The organism is bacterium (assembly GCA_023150945.1).
In the GTDB taxonomy this organism is placed as follows: domain Bacteria; phylum Zhuqueibacterota; class Zhuqueibacteria; order Zhuqueibacterales; family Zhuqueibacteraceae; genus Coneutiohabitans.
Window position 1 is genome coordinate 130126 of record JAKLJX010000006.1, and the last position, 14860, is coordinate 144985.

General features: G+C 59.9%; 13 protein-coding genes. 1 reads left to right on the forward strand and 12 read right to left on the reverse strand.

Annotated elements, in window-relative coordinates:
• Nucleotides 1-23: 23 nt before the first annotated feature.
• The 8 genes from L6R21_10090 to L6R21_10125 form a co-directional block, all read right to left on the reverse strand.
• On the reverse strand, nt 24-809 hold the full coding sequence (locus L6R21_10090; protein ID MCK6559535.1) for a class I SAM-dependent methyltransferase: 786 nt from the start codon (nt 807-809) through the stop codon (nt 24-26).
• Nucleotides 810-985: 176 nt separating this feature from the next.
• Complete coding sequence (locus L6R21_10095) at nt 986-1579, reverse strand: cbb3-type cytochrome c oxidase subunit II (protein ID MCK6559536.1); 594 nt, start codon at nt 1577-1579, stop codon at nt 986-988.
• A gap of 172 nt (nt 1580-1751) precedes the next feature.
• A complete protein-coding gene (locus L6R21_10100) occupies nt 1752-2183 on the reverse strand; it encodes a hypothetical protein (GenBank protein ID MCK6559537.1) in 432 nt (143 codons plus the stop codon).
• An 11-nt stretch (nt 2184-2194) separates the two neighbouring features.
• Nucleotides 2195-3508 carry a DUF5777 family beta-barrel protein gene (locus L6R21_10105; GenBank protein MCK6559538.1) on the reverse strand — a complete coding sequence of 438 codons (1314 nt, stop codon included), beginning with the start codon at nt 3506-3508 and terminating at the stop codon, nt 2195-2197.
• A 121-nt stretch (nt 3509-3629) separates the two neighbouring features.
• Nucleotides 3630-3995 (reverse strand): cupredoxin domain-containing protein, encoded by a 366-nt coding sequence (locus L6R21_10110; GenBank protein MCK6559539.1) that lies wholly within the window; start codon nt 3993-3995, stop codon nt 3630-3632.
• Nucleotides 3982-6150, reverse strand: a complete 2169-nt coding sequence (locus tag L6R21_10115; GenBank protein MCK6559540.1) for a glycosyltransferase family 4 protein — start codon at nt 6148-6150, stop codon at nt 3982-3984. The genes L6R21_10110 and L6R21_10115 overlap by 14 nt, the downstream gene beginning before the upstream one ends.
• A 71-nt stretch (nt 6151-6221) precedes the next feature.
• Entirely contained in the window at nt 6222-6782 is a 561-nt protein-coding gene (locus tag L6R21_10120) for an isoprenylcysteine carboxyl methyltransferase (GenBank protein ID MCK6559541.1), read from the reverse strand.
• A complete protein-coding gene (locus L6R21_10125; protein ID MCK6559542.1) occupies nt 6779-7843 on the reverse strand; it encodes a type III polyketide synthase in 1065 nt (354 codons plus the stop codon). Before L6R21_10125 ends, L6R21_10120 begins: the two co-directional genes overlap by 4 nt.
• A gap of 380 nt (nt 7844-8223) precedes the next feature.
• Between L6R21_10125 and L6R21_10130 the strand changes: the two genes are divergently transcribed.
• The gene (locus L6R21_10130) at nt 8224-9804 is read left to right on the forward strand and encodes a hypothetical protein (GenBank protein MCK6559543.1); all 1581 of its coding nucleotides are present in this window, start codon (nt 8224-8226) and stop codon (nt 9802-9804) included.
• A 26-nt stretch (nt 9805-9830) separates the two neighbouring features.
• Here the strand turns inward: L6R21_10130 and L6R21_10135 are convergent, their stop codons facing one another.
• From L6R21_10135 to L6R21_10150, 4 genes are all read right to left on the reverse strand, one after another.
• Entirely contained in the window at nt 9831-10688 is an 858-nt protein-coding gene (locus L6R21_10135) for an RNA polymerase sigma factor RpoD/SigA (GenBank protein ID MCK6559544.1), read from the reverse strand.
• A 126-nt stretch (nt 10689-10814) separates the two neighbouring features.
• The gene (rpsU, locus tag L6R21_10140; protein ID MCK6559545.1) at nt 10815-11003 is read right to left on the reverse strand and encodes a 30S ribosomal protein S21; all 189 of its coding nucleotides are present in this window, start codon (nt 11001-11003) and stop codon (nt 10815-10817) included.
• A gap of 525 nt (nt 11004-11528) precedes the next feature.
• Complete coding sequence (locus tag L6R21_10145) at nt 11529-13301, reverse strand: ATP-binding protein (protein MCK6559546.1); 1773 nt, start codon at nt 13299-13301, stop codon at nt 11529-11531.
• Nucleotides 13302-13381: 80 nt separating this feature from the next.
• Nucleotides 13382-14614 (reverse strand): ABC transporter substrate-binding protein, encoded by a 1233-nt coding sequence (locus L6R21_10150; GenBank protein MCK6559547.1) that lies wholly within the window; start codon nt 14612-14614, stop codon nt 13382-13384.
• Between the last annotated feature and the right edge of the window lie 246 nt (nt 14615-14860).

Here is a 14860-nt window from a genome sequence, read left to right on the forward strand (position 1 = left end):
GAGATTGGTGCAAGGCTCGAAGATTATCGGCGGCGGAAGTGCAGCGCGACGTGATCTCCCCAGTTGCGCAGCACGGGCCAGCCGGCAGTCTTTCGTTCAAGCTGCGTGAGGGCGCGGAACCAGGCCGCCCGGCGTGCCAAGCTGCTCAAGTAAGGCGGCGGCACACAGAGTCCGAGACTGAATTGGCGTTCCAACCCAAACCACGGCGCAAAGCAGGCACGAATCTGCGCGGGTGTGAAATAGTAAGTGCGCACGGCGCTGCCCGCGAGATTGACCATGACGCCGTTGTGTCGGGTCCAACGGCGGCCGGCGGCACGGGGCCGGCCGGCCAGCAGATGATATCCGATTTCCCACGGGCACAGCGGCGGCATCACCACGAGGAATGCGGGCGCGCCGGGCCGCAGCACATGCGCCGTTTGTTCGGCAAATCCGCGCAAATCCGCCACACAATTGAGCGCGCCGAAGTTGGAGAACAGGCCGTCGAATTGCGCGTCCGGCACCGCTTGCGCAATTTCCTGCGCCGCGGCTTGAACGAAGCGGACGCGCTGTTCGCAGGCAGCGGCGCGCGCTTTGGCCCGGGCCGCTTGCAGCATGGCCGCCGCCGGCTCCAGTCCCAACACCGTGAAGCCCTGGCGTGCGAAGAAGATCGCATCGGTGCCGGTGCCGCTGCCAATCTCCAGCAGGCGCCGGGCGCCGGCAAAGGCCGGCAGCGCGGCTTGCTGAATGCGCTGCCGCATCCATTGCAGAATGGGATTGCCGGCTTCACCCGCGTCGTAGGCCGAAGCGAGGGCATCAAAGGGAGAAGGCATTGCGGCCTGCCCAATTACGGCCTGTTGCTGGTCAATCATGTGCATGCAGAATTCGATTCGGACTCGGCGTCAGTGCTTGCTGCGTTGCGGCATTGTGCCGGGGAATTTTTCGCCGCGCTTTGCAAAAAGGCCGGCGCCATCCTCGAGCCGGCGCCGGCGCCATCACAGCCAGCAGCTCACTTCCAAGTGGCGAAATAGGCGCTGAGTGCCTCCAACTCGGCTTTGCTGAGCTTCTCGCCGAATTTCGGCATGGTGGAATCTTTCACGAACTTTTGCGGATCGACAAAATGATCATAGAGCCATTTGTAATCGCGTTTGGCGCCGACGCCGGCGAGGGCCGGGCCGGTTTCACTGCCGGCGCCGTGAATGACGTGGCAGTTGCGGCAGGATTCCCGCACCATGATCAATCCCGCGGTCACGAAGTTTTCGGGCGCCGCATCCGCTGCCTGGCGGTGGGCAAGATAGGCAACGAGTGCTTCGCTTTCCTTCTCCAGCATCTTCTTTTTGGCGCGCTCGGACTTGGCCTCGCCCAGCGCGAGCGGCAGATTCAAATCCGTGGCGTGCTTGGCATGTGCCGCCGCCTCGTAATTCTTTTTGATGGCGGTGAATTTTGCTGCGCCCTGGTTGTGGCACTCTCCGCATTTCTTGGCAGTGTAAATGCTGCGGCCGGCCAGGGCGTCAAAGGGCAGGACGGCAGCTTTGTCCTGTGCCCGCAACGCGGTGCCGGCCGGCACCAGCATGAGAAAGGCGAAGGCAAGAAATGTCCGCATGGTTTGCTCCTCCAGAGTTGATGATTCGTTGGCGTTTGTTTGAAAGTATTCCAACCTCGGCTGAGCCGGGGCTTCCCATTCGCCGGTCGTCGTGAAAACGCCCAAGATCTTGATGCAACGGCCAAGCCGCTGCAGGAGCACGTTGTTCAGGAGACCGCAGTGGGGACGAAGATCAGTTGTTGGGTGCGCCTTTGGTGATCCAATCCCGCACCGCCTGAATATCGGTGGCGCTCAGCGCCGAGCCAGGCGGCATGCGGCCGGCAACACCGCCGACGCTGTTGTCGCCGATCAGCTTCAGATAGAGCACACTGTTGTTGGGATTGCCGGGCGCCACTCGCGGCTTGCCATAGGTCGCGGAATTGACATTGACCAGGTTGTTGTAGGCCGCGCCGGCAGCGAGCGACATCGGTGCGCCGCCGCCCGGATGGCAGCCCTGATTGACACAGCGCGGCGTCAATATATTCGCTTGAATGCTTGTGAAGGTGGTCGGGTCAGACGGGGCGGTCGGTGCGGCCAAATCGTGCTGGCAGGCCGCCAAGACAAGGGCAACACTGCAGGCCGCCAGCGCGCGCCAGCCGTACCGTCGCATGGGTTGAAAAGGCATGCTGAATCTCCTTAGAAGGGATAATTGAGAATGCGATAGATGTTGAAGCCCAGGCGGAAATCGCCGTCGGCAAAATCGAGGTTGCCGCCGCTCAAATATTGATTGGTGGTATTGCCGCCGGAGTTGGTGACGAACAAGTGAAAGACGTGGCCGCCGGCTTTGATCTCGAGACCGGCGACGAACGTGTCGTTGAAAATCTGTTTGCCGCCATCGAAGCGGGTGCCGCCCACGGTGAGCGCGGTTTCATCGCCGGAGACAATCGGCACGATCTCCGAGAAAAGCGCGTATTTCTGATTGAACGCGAATTTGCCGCCGAGACCGATGGTGACCAGCGGATCTTCGCCATCCACCGTGACGTTGCCGTTGAGCAGAATGCCCGGCACCACCGCAGCGGAAACCCGCGAGCCGAACTGTTTGGTGATCGGCACTTGGCCGAAGATCGCAAAGCGCTCGCCGTCGGTGCGGCTGAGGTTGCCGGCCGCGGGATTGGCGGGATCCGGAATCCCCTTCAACGTGGCCCAATCAACGCCGGCATAGAGCGCGGCGGAGACCGGCATGGAGCCGTCGGTTTTCTCGCGCAGCAGGCGCCATTTGCCGCCGATCTCAAAGGTGGCATTCAATCCCGAGCGCGCCAGGTTGAGGGAGAAATCATTGGTGAGCGGAAACGCGAGCTGCGTCATCATGAAGGCGCCGCCATCGAGGCCAAACAGTTGATCGAAGCCCTGATCCACGGTGGCTTTGAAGCGATGGGCGATGCGATACATGAACGCGCCTTTTTCCACCGGCTCGGCAGTGGGCAAATTGGCGAGCGACCAGCCATAGAAGGCCTGTGCATATTCCCGTTGCGGCGCTTCGATTTTGATGTCGCTGGCGAGCGAATTGATCCAGGATTCGATGGTCTTGATCTCCTCGGCCGAAAGCGGCGCCGCGCCTTTGGGCATGCGTTCGCCCTTGATGCTGGCCGAACCGCGGAGCTTGCCCATCAGATAGCTGTTGCCGGCATCACCCGGCTTGACGCGCATGAATTTGGGCAGCCCCGAGCTTTTGACAGAGAGGAGGCTGGCCTTGAATCCCTGCTCGGTCAAGTCCAAGCCTTGCGGCGCGGCGGTGCCGGCGTGGCAGCCCGCAAACGCGCATTTGGCCTCGAAGATGTCGAGCACCCGGTCTTCCAGCTCATCCGGACGGTTGGGATAGGCAAATGCCGGTTCAGCAGTGCGGCTGGCCGCGGCAGATTTGATCTCTCCAGCCTGCGTGGGGCGCGCGCCTCCCAGCGCGAGCATCACGCCCAGAGAACATGCCAACCAGCGAGGGCGCAATTGCATCATGACCTCCTCCAAGTTGAGTTCATAAGAGTATCGCAGCGGCAGGCCATGCGGGCGAAAACAGTGCTGCCTGGTCATGCCTGCGCGCTTTCAGGATTTGAACGATTTGGGCCGGGGCTCTCACTTACTGCACGATGATAACGCCGGTCTTTTGCGGATGCACGGTGCAGTAGTAGGGGAATCGTCCGGCTTTGCGAAACGCCACCGCGTGCGTCTCATTGCCTTTCAGGGGCGGCGAGGGAGTGAAGTCGCTCGCCGGGTGCGTGGGCGTGCCGCTGGTGATGTCGTGAATGGCGTTGTCCTTGTTGGTCCATTCCACAGTGGTGCCGATGGGAACGGACAATTCGGACGGGTCGAAGCGCGTGGCCTGGATCCACACTTCGTTATCTCCGCGCGTCGGCTCAAAAGGATTCTGCTGACCGCAGCGCACCAGCAACAGGGCGAGGCCGGCAAGCACCAAGACAACCAGCAGCCGCTTACGAACAGGCATGGCTTTCTTCCCTCACTTCAGGCGCAGCCGGCAGCCTGGCGAGCCAGGGCTGCAGCCGCGCTTCCATTTTTGCTTTGAGCCGGCCGCGATGATCGTTGGTGAACAGCATAATGCGGCCGGATTGCGCCGTGACCGCGCCGGCCGGTAGGTGTTGCGTGCGGCGCTGAATCCGGCGGTGATAGAAAGTGAACACCAGACGCTCGATCCGATCGAATGGCCTGCACGCCAGCACGGCTTCCACGAGGCGCTGCCAGCGCGCCGGCCGGACTTCCGTGCCGGCGGCCGCCAGGGGATGTGCCAGCCGCCGGCTGGCGCTGGCCTGCGGCAGGAATGTCTGGTACCAAGCGTTGGCTGCCATAAACCGGCGAAACGTGCCGGCGCCGCTCAGCGGAAGCAAATAGGCGATTTGATGAGCGACAAAGAAATCCCGTTCCTCCCACGCAAGCCGGCGGTTGCCGATCAAACAATTTAGGCAAATGACGCGGCGCTTGCCCAGCACCTTCATCAGCAGCGCCAGGCTGGCATAGACGGTCCACAAGCGCCGGCTGTCCACGATCAGAAACAAATCGAGATCATCCCCCGCTTGGCCGTTCTCAAAGGCGAGTGCGCCCGAAAGAGCAACCGAGCGCACGAACGGAAATCTCTTGATGAGAGCAAGAATGCCGCGCTGGCGCCGCAGCAAACGCCGGCTGAGCTCCCGCCGTTCCGCGCGAATCTCGGGCAGGCGGCGGCGGTCCGCGAGAAAGAAAAAGCCGCGGGACTCGGCAAGCAGGCCGTGCTGTTGCAGACCGCGCAGGGCCTCGGCGACTTCGGCGAGGGTGGCGCGCACGCCCAGCAGGCCTTCGTGAATCTCATCGAGCGCCAGAGGATAGTCAAACAAATCCGCATATGCCAGGGTTCGCAGTACTGCCTCGGCAACCACCGGTGCCTTCTGTGGACTTGCCGTATGCGAAACCGTGCCATTGCGGCGGGCCTTTGCGGCGGCGCCATTTGCAGGAGGCAGAATGCGAACAGGATTTTCGCGGCGCAGACTTTCGTAAAACGCCACCAACTGCTCGGCCGTATTGCGCCAGGTGAATCGGCGGGCATGCGTGCGGCCATGGTTGCGCAGTTCCTGGCGCAGTTCCTGATGATCAACCAGCTCCGCCATCCGGGCGGCCCAGGCTCCTGGATCATTGGCGCAGAGCGTGGCGCTGTGGCCCGCCAGCTCCCGCATTGCGGAGTTGTCAGCGGCCAGGGCAACGGCGCCACCGGCCATCGCCTCCAGCAGCGGGAAACCGAAGCCTTCATAGTGCGAGGGCAGCACGACCAACTCGGCAGCCTGATAGAGCGCAGGCAAATCTGCCTCGGCCACATAACCCAGCAACCGCACGCGGCCGCGCAGCCGGCAGGCGGCCAATGCCTGCTCGACTTCAGGCGAGCCATTGCCGCGCTGACCGGCGAGCAGGAGTACATGATCGCGCCGGCCGTCCTGACAAAAAGTGCGAAAGGCCGCGAGCAGCATGCCGAGGTTTTTGCGCTTTTCGCACGTTCCCACAAAGAGAAAATAGGGCGCGCCACCGGCGTAATGGCGGCGGATACTCAGTTTGTGCTCCTCCGAAGCCAGGGCAAAGAATTCATGGTGAATGCCCGAGGCAATGGCAGTTACCGCGCCGTTGCGGGAGGGCAGTGACCGTCGGTGGGCAAGACTGCGGTAGTCCCGCGCGGTGGCCTCTGAAACGGCAATGATACGATCGGCGGCATGGGCCGCATGGGTGAGCACGCGCTGAAAATAGAGACGCTTGCCGGTGGGATAGAATTCCGGATGCAGGAACACGCCCATGTCGTGAAAAGTCGAAACCAGGCGAATGCCCGGCTGCGGGCGGGGCAGCGCATAGTGAGTGCCATGCCAGACCTCCAAACGGCGGCGGCGGGCAGAAACGCCCGCGCCGAGATGCTGCCAAAGCAGACGCAGCGGGCGGGGATAATTGGGGAGTTCCACCCGGCGCATGTTGGCCGGCAGGTTCGCAAACTGCGGCGCATCGTGGGCTTTCACAAATATGTAATACTCATGATCGTGATCAAGGCTGGCCAGCCCTCTAATGAGGCCGAGTACGTACCGTCCCGCTCCAGCCAGCGAAGGCGGCAGACAGGTCGCGTCAATTCCTATGCGCAATGTAAACTCGCGGTTTGAGCTTGAAAATGGCGAGTCACCGCCGATCACGGCGCAAAGCGACTCAGGTCAGGTTATCCCTCGCGCACAAAAGCCCCGGCCTCGTTTTCGCTGCCATGCAAAGCACACGCCAACGCCTCGTTTTCTGCGGTGATACGCACCCGCAGCAGGGCGAGGTTAATCAATGAGACAGCGATCAAAGTCCACCAAGCCTGAAAAAGCAATGGGATGAGGAAGATCTCCGCAATGACCACACCATAATTGGGATGCTTGCACCAGCGGTAGGGCCCGCGCTTGATCAAGGGCGCACCGGGAATCACCAGAATCTTCGTGTTCCAAAAGCGCCCGAGAGCCGTCAAGCACCAATACCGCAGCGCTTGCGCAGCCAGGATCAAAACCAGAATCACCGGCCAGTAAAGATGCAACTGCGGCCCGCGCAGGAATCCCTCCGCGGCCAGCCCCAGCAGAAAGGCGGTATGCAGGGCAACAATATAACGATAATGGCCGGCGCCGAATTCCAGTGCTCCCTGCCGGCGCAGCCACTGCTCGTTGCGTTTGGCCTGCCGCAGCTCAAGCAGCCGCTGTGCGACCAGCAGAATCAGCGCCGCTAGCAAAATGGCCTGCGGCCCGCTCATTGGCACTGGCCCAGGATCATTTCGGAGGAGAAGCCCGGCCCGAGCGTGGTCGCCAGAATGTGACTTCCACTTTTGTAATCGGCTGATTTCAAGTACTCGTGCCAGACGAAAAGCACGGTCGCGCTCGACATGTTGCCATAGTCGCGCAAGATTTGCCACATGTACTTCGTCTTGTGGGGCGGAATATCGAGTGCTTCGGTGTAAGCAGCGATCACTTTGGCGCCGCCGGGATGCGAAAGGAAATCCGAAATGTCATCCAGCGTCATGCCTTGCGCCGCAAGAAATTGCTGAATGGCGGGCCGGGCCGATTCCCGCACGATGGTGGGAATATCCTTGGAGAACAGCACCTTCAGGCCGTGGTCATTCATTTCCCAACCCATCACTTCCAGCGAATCGCGCCAAGTAATGGCGTCGGAGGCCAAGATTCTGACGCAGCGCGGATTGTCCAGCGGGCAGGCATCACCAACCAGAAGCGCGGCAGCCGCGCCGTCGCCGAACAGCGAGGTCGCCACAAAGTTGCTTTTCGAAAAATCCCGGCGGATGAAAGTCAAGCTGCACAATTCCAGCGCGATGACCACCGCGCGTTTGTCCGGATAGGCTCTCAGCCAGTCAGCCGCGCGGGACAAACCCGCCACGCCGCCGGCGCAGCCCAGGCCCCAGAGTGGAGAACGCCGGACCGACGGCCGCAAAGACAGGGTATTCACAAGATGGGCATCAATACTCGGAGTGGCAATGCCGGTGGTGGAAACGAAGAAGAGATGATCAATCTCCTGCGGCGTGAGCTGATGCTGCGCACACAGCCGGCGCACGGCTGCGCTCGCCAGCGCCACCGCTTGCTCGGTGTACAAACGATTCTTCTCACTGAAGGAATGCTCCTGGCCATACCATTCCGCCGGCATGCAGAAATGCCGCTGGTCGATTTCGGCGTGTTTGAAGATGGGCAGCAGGCGGGCAACGTTGATCGCAGATCCGCCGAAAAGCTGCCGGGCAAAATCGCCGGCAACTTCCTGGCGGTAGACAAATGGCGGCACAATGGTCTCGATACCAACAAGCGCTGGCAATTCGCCGTCACTCCCGATGGTTGCAGGAACTGAACAGACCCCTGCCTGAAACAAGGCAGGAGTTGGCATGGGAAAAGCGGCGGGAATATCTCCACTAAACCAGCCAAATGCAAGGCTTTTTTCCGCAGCGGCGGCAATAGCCTCCGGTCACCGCCGGCAGAAAATGATGCAGGCAATGCCGGGCTGTCGCGTCTAATGCGCCGCGCGATGAATGCCTCATTCGCTTTCCGGCATGGTGATTTTCGTGTGGCCTCTTTTGCCGGTATTTCGGTATATTGCCGAAATTTCAGCATGTCTGATCACCCAGCAGTGACTTGAGAGGTCTCAATGCAATGCCAAGTGATTCACGAGATTCCCTCGCTTGACACCAGAGGCATTCTATGATTATTCGCAATCGCGCAGTCGCCGGTGTAGCATTCATTGTTGCCGGCATCGCGACTGCTGTCATCTATGCCGTGCTCGGCGGATGGTACATGCCGGATGCCCTCAGTCAGGCGCAATCCCGGGTTCCCTGGTTTCTGGCGCTCTCGGCTGTGCAGTTTTTGCTGTTGCTGGCGGCCGCTTGGGCGTTGCGCTGCCACGTCCGCGATAGCGCTCTTTCCAGCAGAATGAAAGGGCTGATCCTGGGATTTGCCGTGGTATTCCGGCTTTGCCTGCTGCTGCAAACCCCGTGGCTCTCCAACGACATTTATCGCTATGTTTGGGATGGCCGGCTGGTAACGCACGGCGTGAATCCCTACACCCTGCCGCCTGCCGCAGCCGAGCTGGCAAGCTTGCGCGATGATTCGGTGTACGGCCGGATGAGCCATACGGAGGTTCACACCGTTTATCCGCCGTTGCTGCAATATCTCTTCGCGGCCGGTGTGGCGCTGGCTGAGGCATTTGATGTCGACCCGGTGATTTGTCTCAAGGCCGTGCTGCTTTTGTTTGATCTCCTGCTGGCCGGCATGCTGCTGCATCTACTGCCGGGTTTTGGCTTGGCAGGCGGCGCGGCTTTGCTCTATGCCTGGCACCCTATGCCGATTATCGAAATCGCCGGCAGCGGCCACAGCGACGTCGTGGGCGTGCTTTGCCTGCTGATTGCGATCCATGCGACGCGGCGAAACCATCATGCCTCGGCCGCACTCTTTCTGGCCCTGGCATTTCTGGTGAAATTTCTCGCGCTGTTGCTGCTGCCGTTCTGGGTGGTCGCGGCTTGGCGTACCGCCGGACGGCGCGCCGCGGCCCTGAGCCTGGCTGTCTTTGCAGTAACAATTTTGCTGAGCTATGCGCCGTTTGTGCAGGCCGGCTCACAGCTTTTGGCAGGATTGCTGGTTTACTCCGCGAAGTGGCGATTCAATGACAGCGTCTTTGCGATGCTCTTCAACACCGTGCACACGCTGTTGCCGGACCGCCTGGTCACACTGCTGATGGTGCCGGCGCATTGGGAGGCCACCGAAGCGGTTCTGCGGACGCGGCGCATCGACCTGGCTTTGCATCTCGCCAAAGCAGGCGTGGCTGTTCTCTTTCTGCTGTTCTATGCGCAGATTGGGCGGCGCTTCTGGCTGGCACAAAAAGGCGAGGGGGCAGGCCTCCTGCCGCAGATTGCCCTGGCGGTCTTGGCATCGTTCTTACTGCTTTCGCCGACTTTGCAGCCGTGGTATTTGCTCTGGCTGTTGCCGCTGCTTTGCCTGAGCCAGAGGGGGCCAGATGGCGATGCGCAACAAACTTCGCGGCCGGCCTTGTTTCCCGCGCTGATTTCCAAGCCGGGACTCAACGGCTTGTGGCTGTTGACGGCCACCGTCTTTCTGTCCTATTGGATTCTGCACGACTATCAAAGCAGCGGTGTGTGGCAGGAAGCTGCATGGTGGAAGTGGCTGGAATTCAGTCCGCCATTTGTGTTGCTGCTTTGGGGAATTGCGGCACAGAGGGCAGGCAGGGACGAAATGAAAATGCCCCCGGATGATTCCAGAGGCATTTGATTGTCAGGCTTGTGTGGAAGGACGCATCAACCCAGATACTTGCGCAAGGGTTCCAGGCGGGAGCGATGCCGCAGCCGGCGCAGGGCTTTTTCTTTGATCTGGCGCACACGTTCGCGCGTCAGCTTGAAGTGTTCGCCGATTTCTTCCAGGGTCAATGGCCGGTCGCCATCCAAACCGAAGTAGAGCCGGATGATCTCGGCTTCGCGCGGCTTGAGCGTCGACAAGACCTTGTCGATTTCCACCTGCAGCGATTCCTGCATCAACCCGTCATCCGGCGGGGCATAGCGATCGCTCTCGATGACATCGAGCAGGCTGTTGCCTTCTTCTTCCTTGAACGGCTCATCGAGCGAAAGATGGCGCGCCGAGGTCTTCAGCACGTCCGCCACTTCATAAGCGGTCAACTCCATCTTGTCGGCGATTTCTTCCATGCTGGGCTCGCGGCCAAAGCGCTTCTCAAGCTCTTCCAGCGCGCGGCCGACTTTGTTGATGGCGCCGACGCGGTTGAGCGGCAGACGCACAACCCGGCTTTGCTCGGCGAGTGCCTGCAGGATCGACTGGCGAATCCACCACACCGCATAGGAAATGAATTTGAAGCCCCGGGTCTCATCGAAGCGCTGCGCTGCTTTGATCAAGCCCAGGTTGCCCTCGCTGATCAGATCCTGCAAGGGCAATCCCTGGCCCTGATATTCTTTGGCAACGCTGATGACGAAGCGGAGGTTGGCTTTCACCAATTTGTCCAGGGCTTTGCCATTGCTTTTGCGGATCTGTCGGGCCAGTTCCACTTCCTCTTCGGGGGCCAGTGGGGAATATCCACCAATCTCTTCGAGATATTTCTCAATCGACTGTTTGGTCCGGCTTTCGGTTACTTTGCGTTTCTTGGCCATGTGTTCATCCGATTCTGATCATGCCTCCATGATCAAACAAATAGTGTGCCTAAACTTATGAGACTGCTAGTACAAACTCGTGCGTTCATGTGCGGACGACAAGCCTGCAGCAATCCTGCCAACCTCTCAACGCAACCGCAGCCGGTTTGCTCTGCGAATGGCATTTTCCCGGCGCATGCGCTTGCGCTGGCTGGGCTTGAGATAGTAGGTCGACTTTCTGAAATCTCGCAACACACCGGCGCGATCACATTTGCGCTTAAAACGAACGATCGCGCGATCAAGCGATTCCTGCGCGCCAACAGTAACTCGAACCATATGATAACCCCTTTCTCTTTAGCTCTCTTGGGTGCAGCGGGCAGGGAGTCAAGGTTAGAAATTTAACGACCTTAACGACCCGCTGGCAATTTATCTTAACTGCCCGAGGAGAGATAAAGTTCCGCCCTTGCCGGAAACTGCTCACTGTTCAAGCTGCTGGACGATAGTGAGTTGAATTACGATTTTGTCAATGCTCTCCTGACCGCGTCATCCTGCCACCGAGTGCCTGCATGAAGACGTAGGATCAGGCCGTTTTGTTTTAGGGTCGGCGACAAACTTTCAAAAAAAGCGGCGGTGTGACGAAATTGCACCGACGTAACTTCGATGAATTCCAAAAGAATAGGGTAGATTTCCTCTTTTTTTGGAGCGCGGAATATACGGCAATAATCTCTCTTTGTCAAGCATGTGACAATTATTTATTGATTTTCTCTGCCCGGCTCGCGACTAAGCCCCGCACTGCAATTCCAGGTAGAAACAAGCCGGCGCGCGTTGGCCTGACACCATCTGAAGCGAACGGCCTCCCGGTCATGCCGGCAAATAAACCACGAAAGTACTGCCCCGCCCCAATTCACTCTCCACCCGAATGGTGCCGCCGTGCTCTTCCACAATCTGGAGCGCCAGCGCCAGGCCGATGCCGCTGCCTCTTTTCTTGGTTGAAAAATAGAAATCGAAGATCCGGTTCAGGTTTTCCTTGGGGATGCCCTTGCCCGTGTCACGGAATGAAACGACCGCATAGGACCGGCGGGTGTCATCGAGCGACCGGCGGGTTACGAGATCGAGGCCGATGGTCAGCCGGCCGCCACCCGGCATGGCTTGCACGGCATTGATGAAAATGTTCAGGAACACTTGGTGCATCCGGTTCGGATCAAGCTGCACACGCAGATTGCCGAGGCGATAATCCCGCTCCACGCGAATGCCTCGCTGCAAAGCCTCCGGTGTTTCCATTTTGACTAATTCATCGAGCAAGTCATTGAGGCATTGCTCCGACTTCTCGAGTTTGGGCGGCCGCGCGATCATCAAAAAATTGCTCACCAGATCATCGACGCGCCGGATCTCCGCGGCCAGGATTTGGTGGTAGTGCTCGAGCTTTTGCGGATCAATAATTTCTTTTTGAAACTCGCGCCGCATCAACTGCATGTTGATCACCATGGCGTTGAGCGGGTTGCGAATCTCATGCGACAGCACGGACGAAAGCTTGTTGAGCGTCTCCAGCCGCTCGGCGCGCTTGAGGCGGTCTTGGAACCGACGCAGCCGCCGCGTCATCGCGTTGAAGTGCAAGGCCAGGGTGCTGATTTCATCACGGCCGATGCGCCGAATCTGATGTTTCAAGCCGCCTTTGGAGATCTCCGCGATGCCGCCGATCAGCTCATTGACCGGCTTGACGATTTGCCTGGTATAGACGGCGGCGATGAGCGCTGCTACCAGGGCGCTCCCCGCCATCAACAAAAAGATCTGCAGCTCCATAACGCGCGAGGGGGCGAAGGCCTCGCGAGTGGGCTGTTGAATCACCGTGGCCCAGCGCTGCTCGGCAATGGGCGCATAGGCTGCCAGCATTTCGACGCCGGTGCGATCCACGTAGGTTTGGTTGCCGCTCCTGCCACCGGTCGCCGCCGCGACAATGTCCGCCTCTTCGAAGCGCTGGCGCTCCAGCACCTGCCGGCGGTCGGTGTGCGCAATGTACTGGCCGTCGGCGCGAAAGATGAAGGCTTCACTCTTGGGGCCAACGAGATTGCTGTCCACCAGCGCCCAGATTTCTTTCAAGTCGACTTCGGCAAGCAGGCAGGCGGTGACATCATCAAAGACCAGCACCGGCTCGGCAATGTCCATCAGCGGCAATTTTTCATCGGAGATGTAGACGGCCGAGGTGTAGCTCTTGTTGTTGCGGAGGGCGGCGAGCAGATCATGACCGGCAAGATGATCCAGCGGCACGCCGAAGGCGGTCGAGCGTACCACGCGGCCCAGCGTATCGAGCAGCGAGATCTTCTTGAAGATGGGAAACTCGCGCACGAGCTTGTTGATGATCAACTCCTGCGCCATGCGGTCATTGCCGTAGAAGGCCGGGCTTTGGGCATTGATGCGCAGAATGTCTCGCGCGCGCCCGAGCGTGGCGCTGATCAAGGAGGAGGACCGGCGCGCAAACTGCAGGTTGCGATCCAGGATGGTCTCGCGAATCGCCTTTTGCGCGGTGTGAATGAGAATCTGGCCGGTGATCAGCAGCGGAATGGTCACCAGAAAGATATGGGAAATCAGCAGGCGGGTGAAGAGCCGATGCCGAATGGGGATGGGAGGTACCTGCATGTCAACGGCCCGTCTTGTGTTTCGCGCGATGCGATTGCACCGGCCAGGATCTTCTTCGTCTGCCCCACGCGGGCGGGCGGTCAGCGCACGCGCCACTCATAAAAGGGCTTGGGTTTGCCGTTGGCGTCGAGATAGTCGGCAAAACGCGCGGCATTGATGATGTGCCATACCAACCAGGGATGAAACAGAAAGGTGGCGGGTTGATCTTCCGCCAGAATCAATTGCAGCCGCATGGTCGCGGTTCGGATGTCCTCGCGCCGGGTGAAATTTCTCAAGATCGTCTGGGTGTGCCGGTAAGGCTCACTGCGGTATGTCAGCATGCCGCTGCCGGAGCCATCACCGAAAAACTCGAGCAGGCTCGCGGGCGAATCGGCGAAACGATGCTGCAGCAACACCGCATCGAACCGGCCGCTGAGCAGGGAATCATTCAGCGCCGCGGCACTGAGCGGCTCGGGAATGACGTCGATGCCGATTTGATTCCAGTCGATCTTGATTTGCCGGGCGAGCTGTTCCTTCAGTTTGACACCCTCTTGAAAGAACAGGCGAAAGCGCAAAGGCCGGTTGTTGCGGATGCGAATATGTTCCCGGTTGATCCGGCCCCAACCGGCCGCCTCCAGCAGCGTAATCGCCAAGCGGGGATCATACTTGACTTCCCGCACCGCGGAGGTGTAGAAGATGCTTTCCTCTTCGAATGGTCCGCGCGCCAGGTCGGCCTCGTTATACAGCACCTGCCGGAGGAACTTCTTGCGGTCGATGGCATGGCTGAGCGCGCGGCGTACGGCCAAATCGCGCAGCAACGTGTGCGCGTAGTTGTAGCAAACCAGATCAACGGTGTTGCTGTCGGGCGGCAGCGGCACAATTTGATAGTTGAAGTCGGTGTTCTGGATTTCTTCGGCGGAAGTTTTGCTGGTCAGCACCGCGTAGTCGATATTGCCCAGGATAATCTCTGAGACCAGGCTGCGCTCGCTGGTGAAAAAGCGGTACTCGACGCCGGATGGCGGCCGGAGGCTGGGCGCCAGCGAAACCGGCGCCCCGAATGCCGAAGGCTTGAAGGTGAGGAATAGACTATTGGCACTGCCCGGAATCACGGAAAACGGACTGACCTCGCTTGCCTCAGCGACCAGAAAAGCGCCGGCGCGGGTGTGCAGCGCGAGCTGGCGCACATCCTGCTCACCGGTGAGCAGCCCAACCACCACCACGGCGCGCGCGGAAGAGAAACTCTGCTGCGCTGCTGCCGGCGATCCGGCGCCGGCCAGCAGCCCTAGCAGACACAATCCACCCGCCAGGCGATGGGCAAAGTATGTTTGACGCAAGCACACCATCATTCTTTGGAAGACATCACCAGACCCACGACAAGAAACATTGGGCACGCTGGCTCCGGCCCTTTCCGTTCCGGGGGTCATTCGTGGAGGTCTATTGATTTGGTGGGAGAATTTCCGAGCAAGTGTGGTAGCAATGATTCAACCAGATCCTTCCACATGACTAAGACCATTTCCGCGTCCGGCAGGCGTGATCAGCACGGATTCGCCGGCAGCCGTGCCGCAATGCGACAGGCGGAT

What these genes read in the sequence shown, in the direction of transcription:
- L6R21_10090 (MCK6559535.1), bottom strand. Translation starts at nt 809, where the DNA reads ATGCCTTCTCCCTTTGATGCCCTCGCTTCGGCCTACGACGCGGGTGAA.
- L6R21_10095 (MCK6559536.1), bottom strand. Translation starts at nt 1,579, where the DNA reads ATGCGGACATTTCTTGCCTTCGCCTTTCTCATGCTGGTGCCGGCCGGC.
- L6R21_10100 (MCK6559537.1), bottom strand. Translation starts at nt 2,183, where the DNA reads ATGCCTTTTCAACCCATGCGACGGTACGGCTGGCGCGCGCTGGCGGCC.
- L6R21_10105 (MCK6559538.1), bottom strand. Translation starts at nt 3,508, where the DNA reads ATGATGCAATTGCGCCCTCGCTGGTTGGCATGTTCTCTGGGCGTGATG.
- L6R21_10110 (MCK6559539.1), bottom strand. Translation starts at nt 3,995, where the DNA reads ATGCCTGTTCGTAAGCGGCTGCTGGTTGTCTTGGTGCTTGCCGGCCTC.
- L6R21_10120 (MCK6559541.1), bottom strand. Translation starts at nt 6,782, where the DNA reads ATGAGCGGGCCGCAGGCCATTTTGCTAGCGGCGCTGATTCTGCTGGTC.
- L6R21_10130 (MCK6559543.1), top strand. Translation starts at nt 8,224, where the DNA reads ATGATTATTCGCAATCGCGCAGTCGCCGGTGTAGCATTCATTGTTGCC.
- L6R21_10135 (MCK6559544.1), bottom strand. Translation starts at nt 10,688, where the DNA reads ATGGCCAAGAAACGCAAAGTAACCGAAAGCCGGACCAAACAGTCGATT.
- rpsU (MCK6559545.1), bottom strand. Translation starts at nt 11,003, where the DNA reads ATGGTTCGAGTTACTGTTGGCGCGCAGGAATCGCTTGATCGCGCGATC.
- L6R21_10145 (MCK6559546.1), bottom strand. Translation starts at nt 13,301, where the DNA reads ATGCAGGTACCTCCCATCCCCATTCGGCATCGGCTCTTCACCCGCCTG.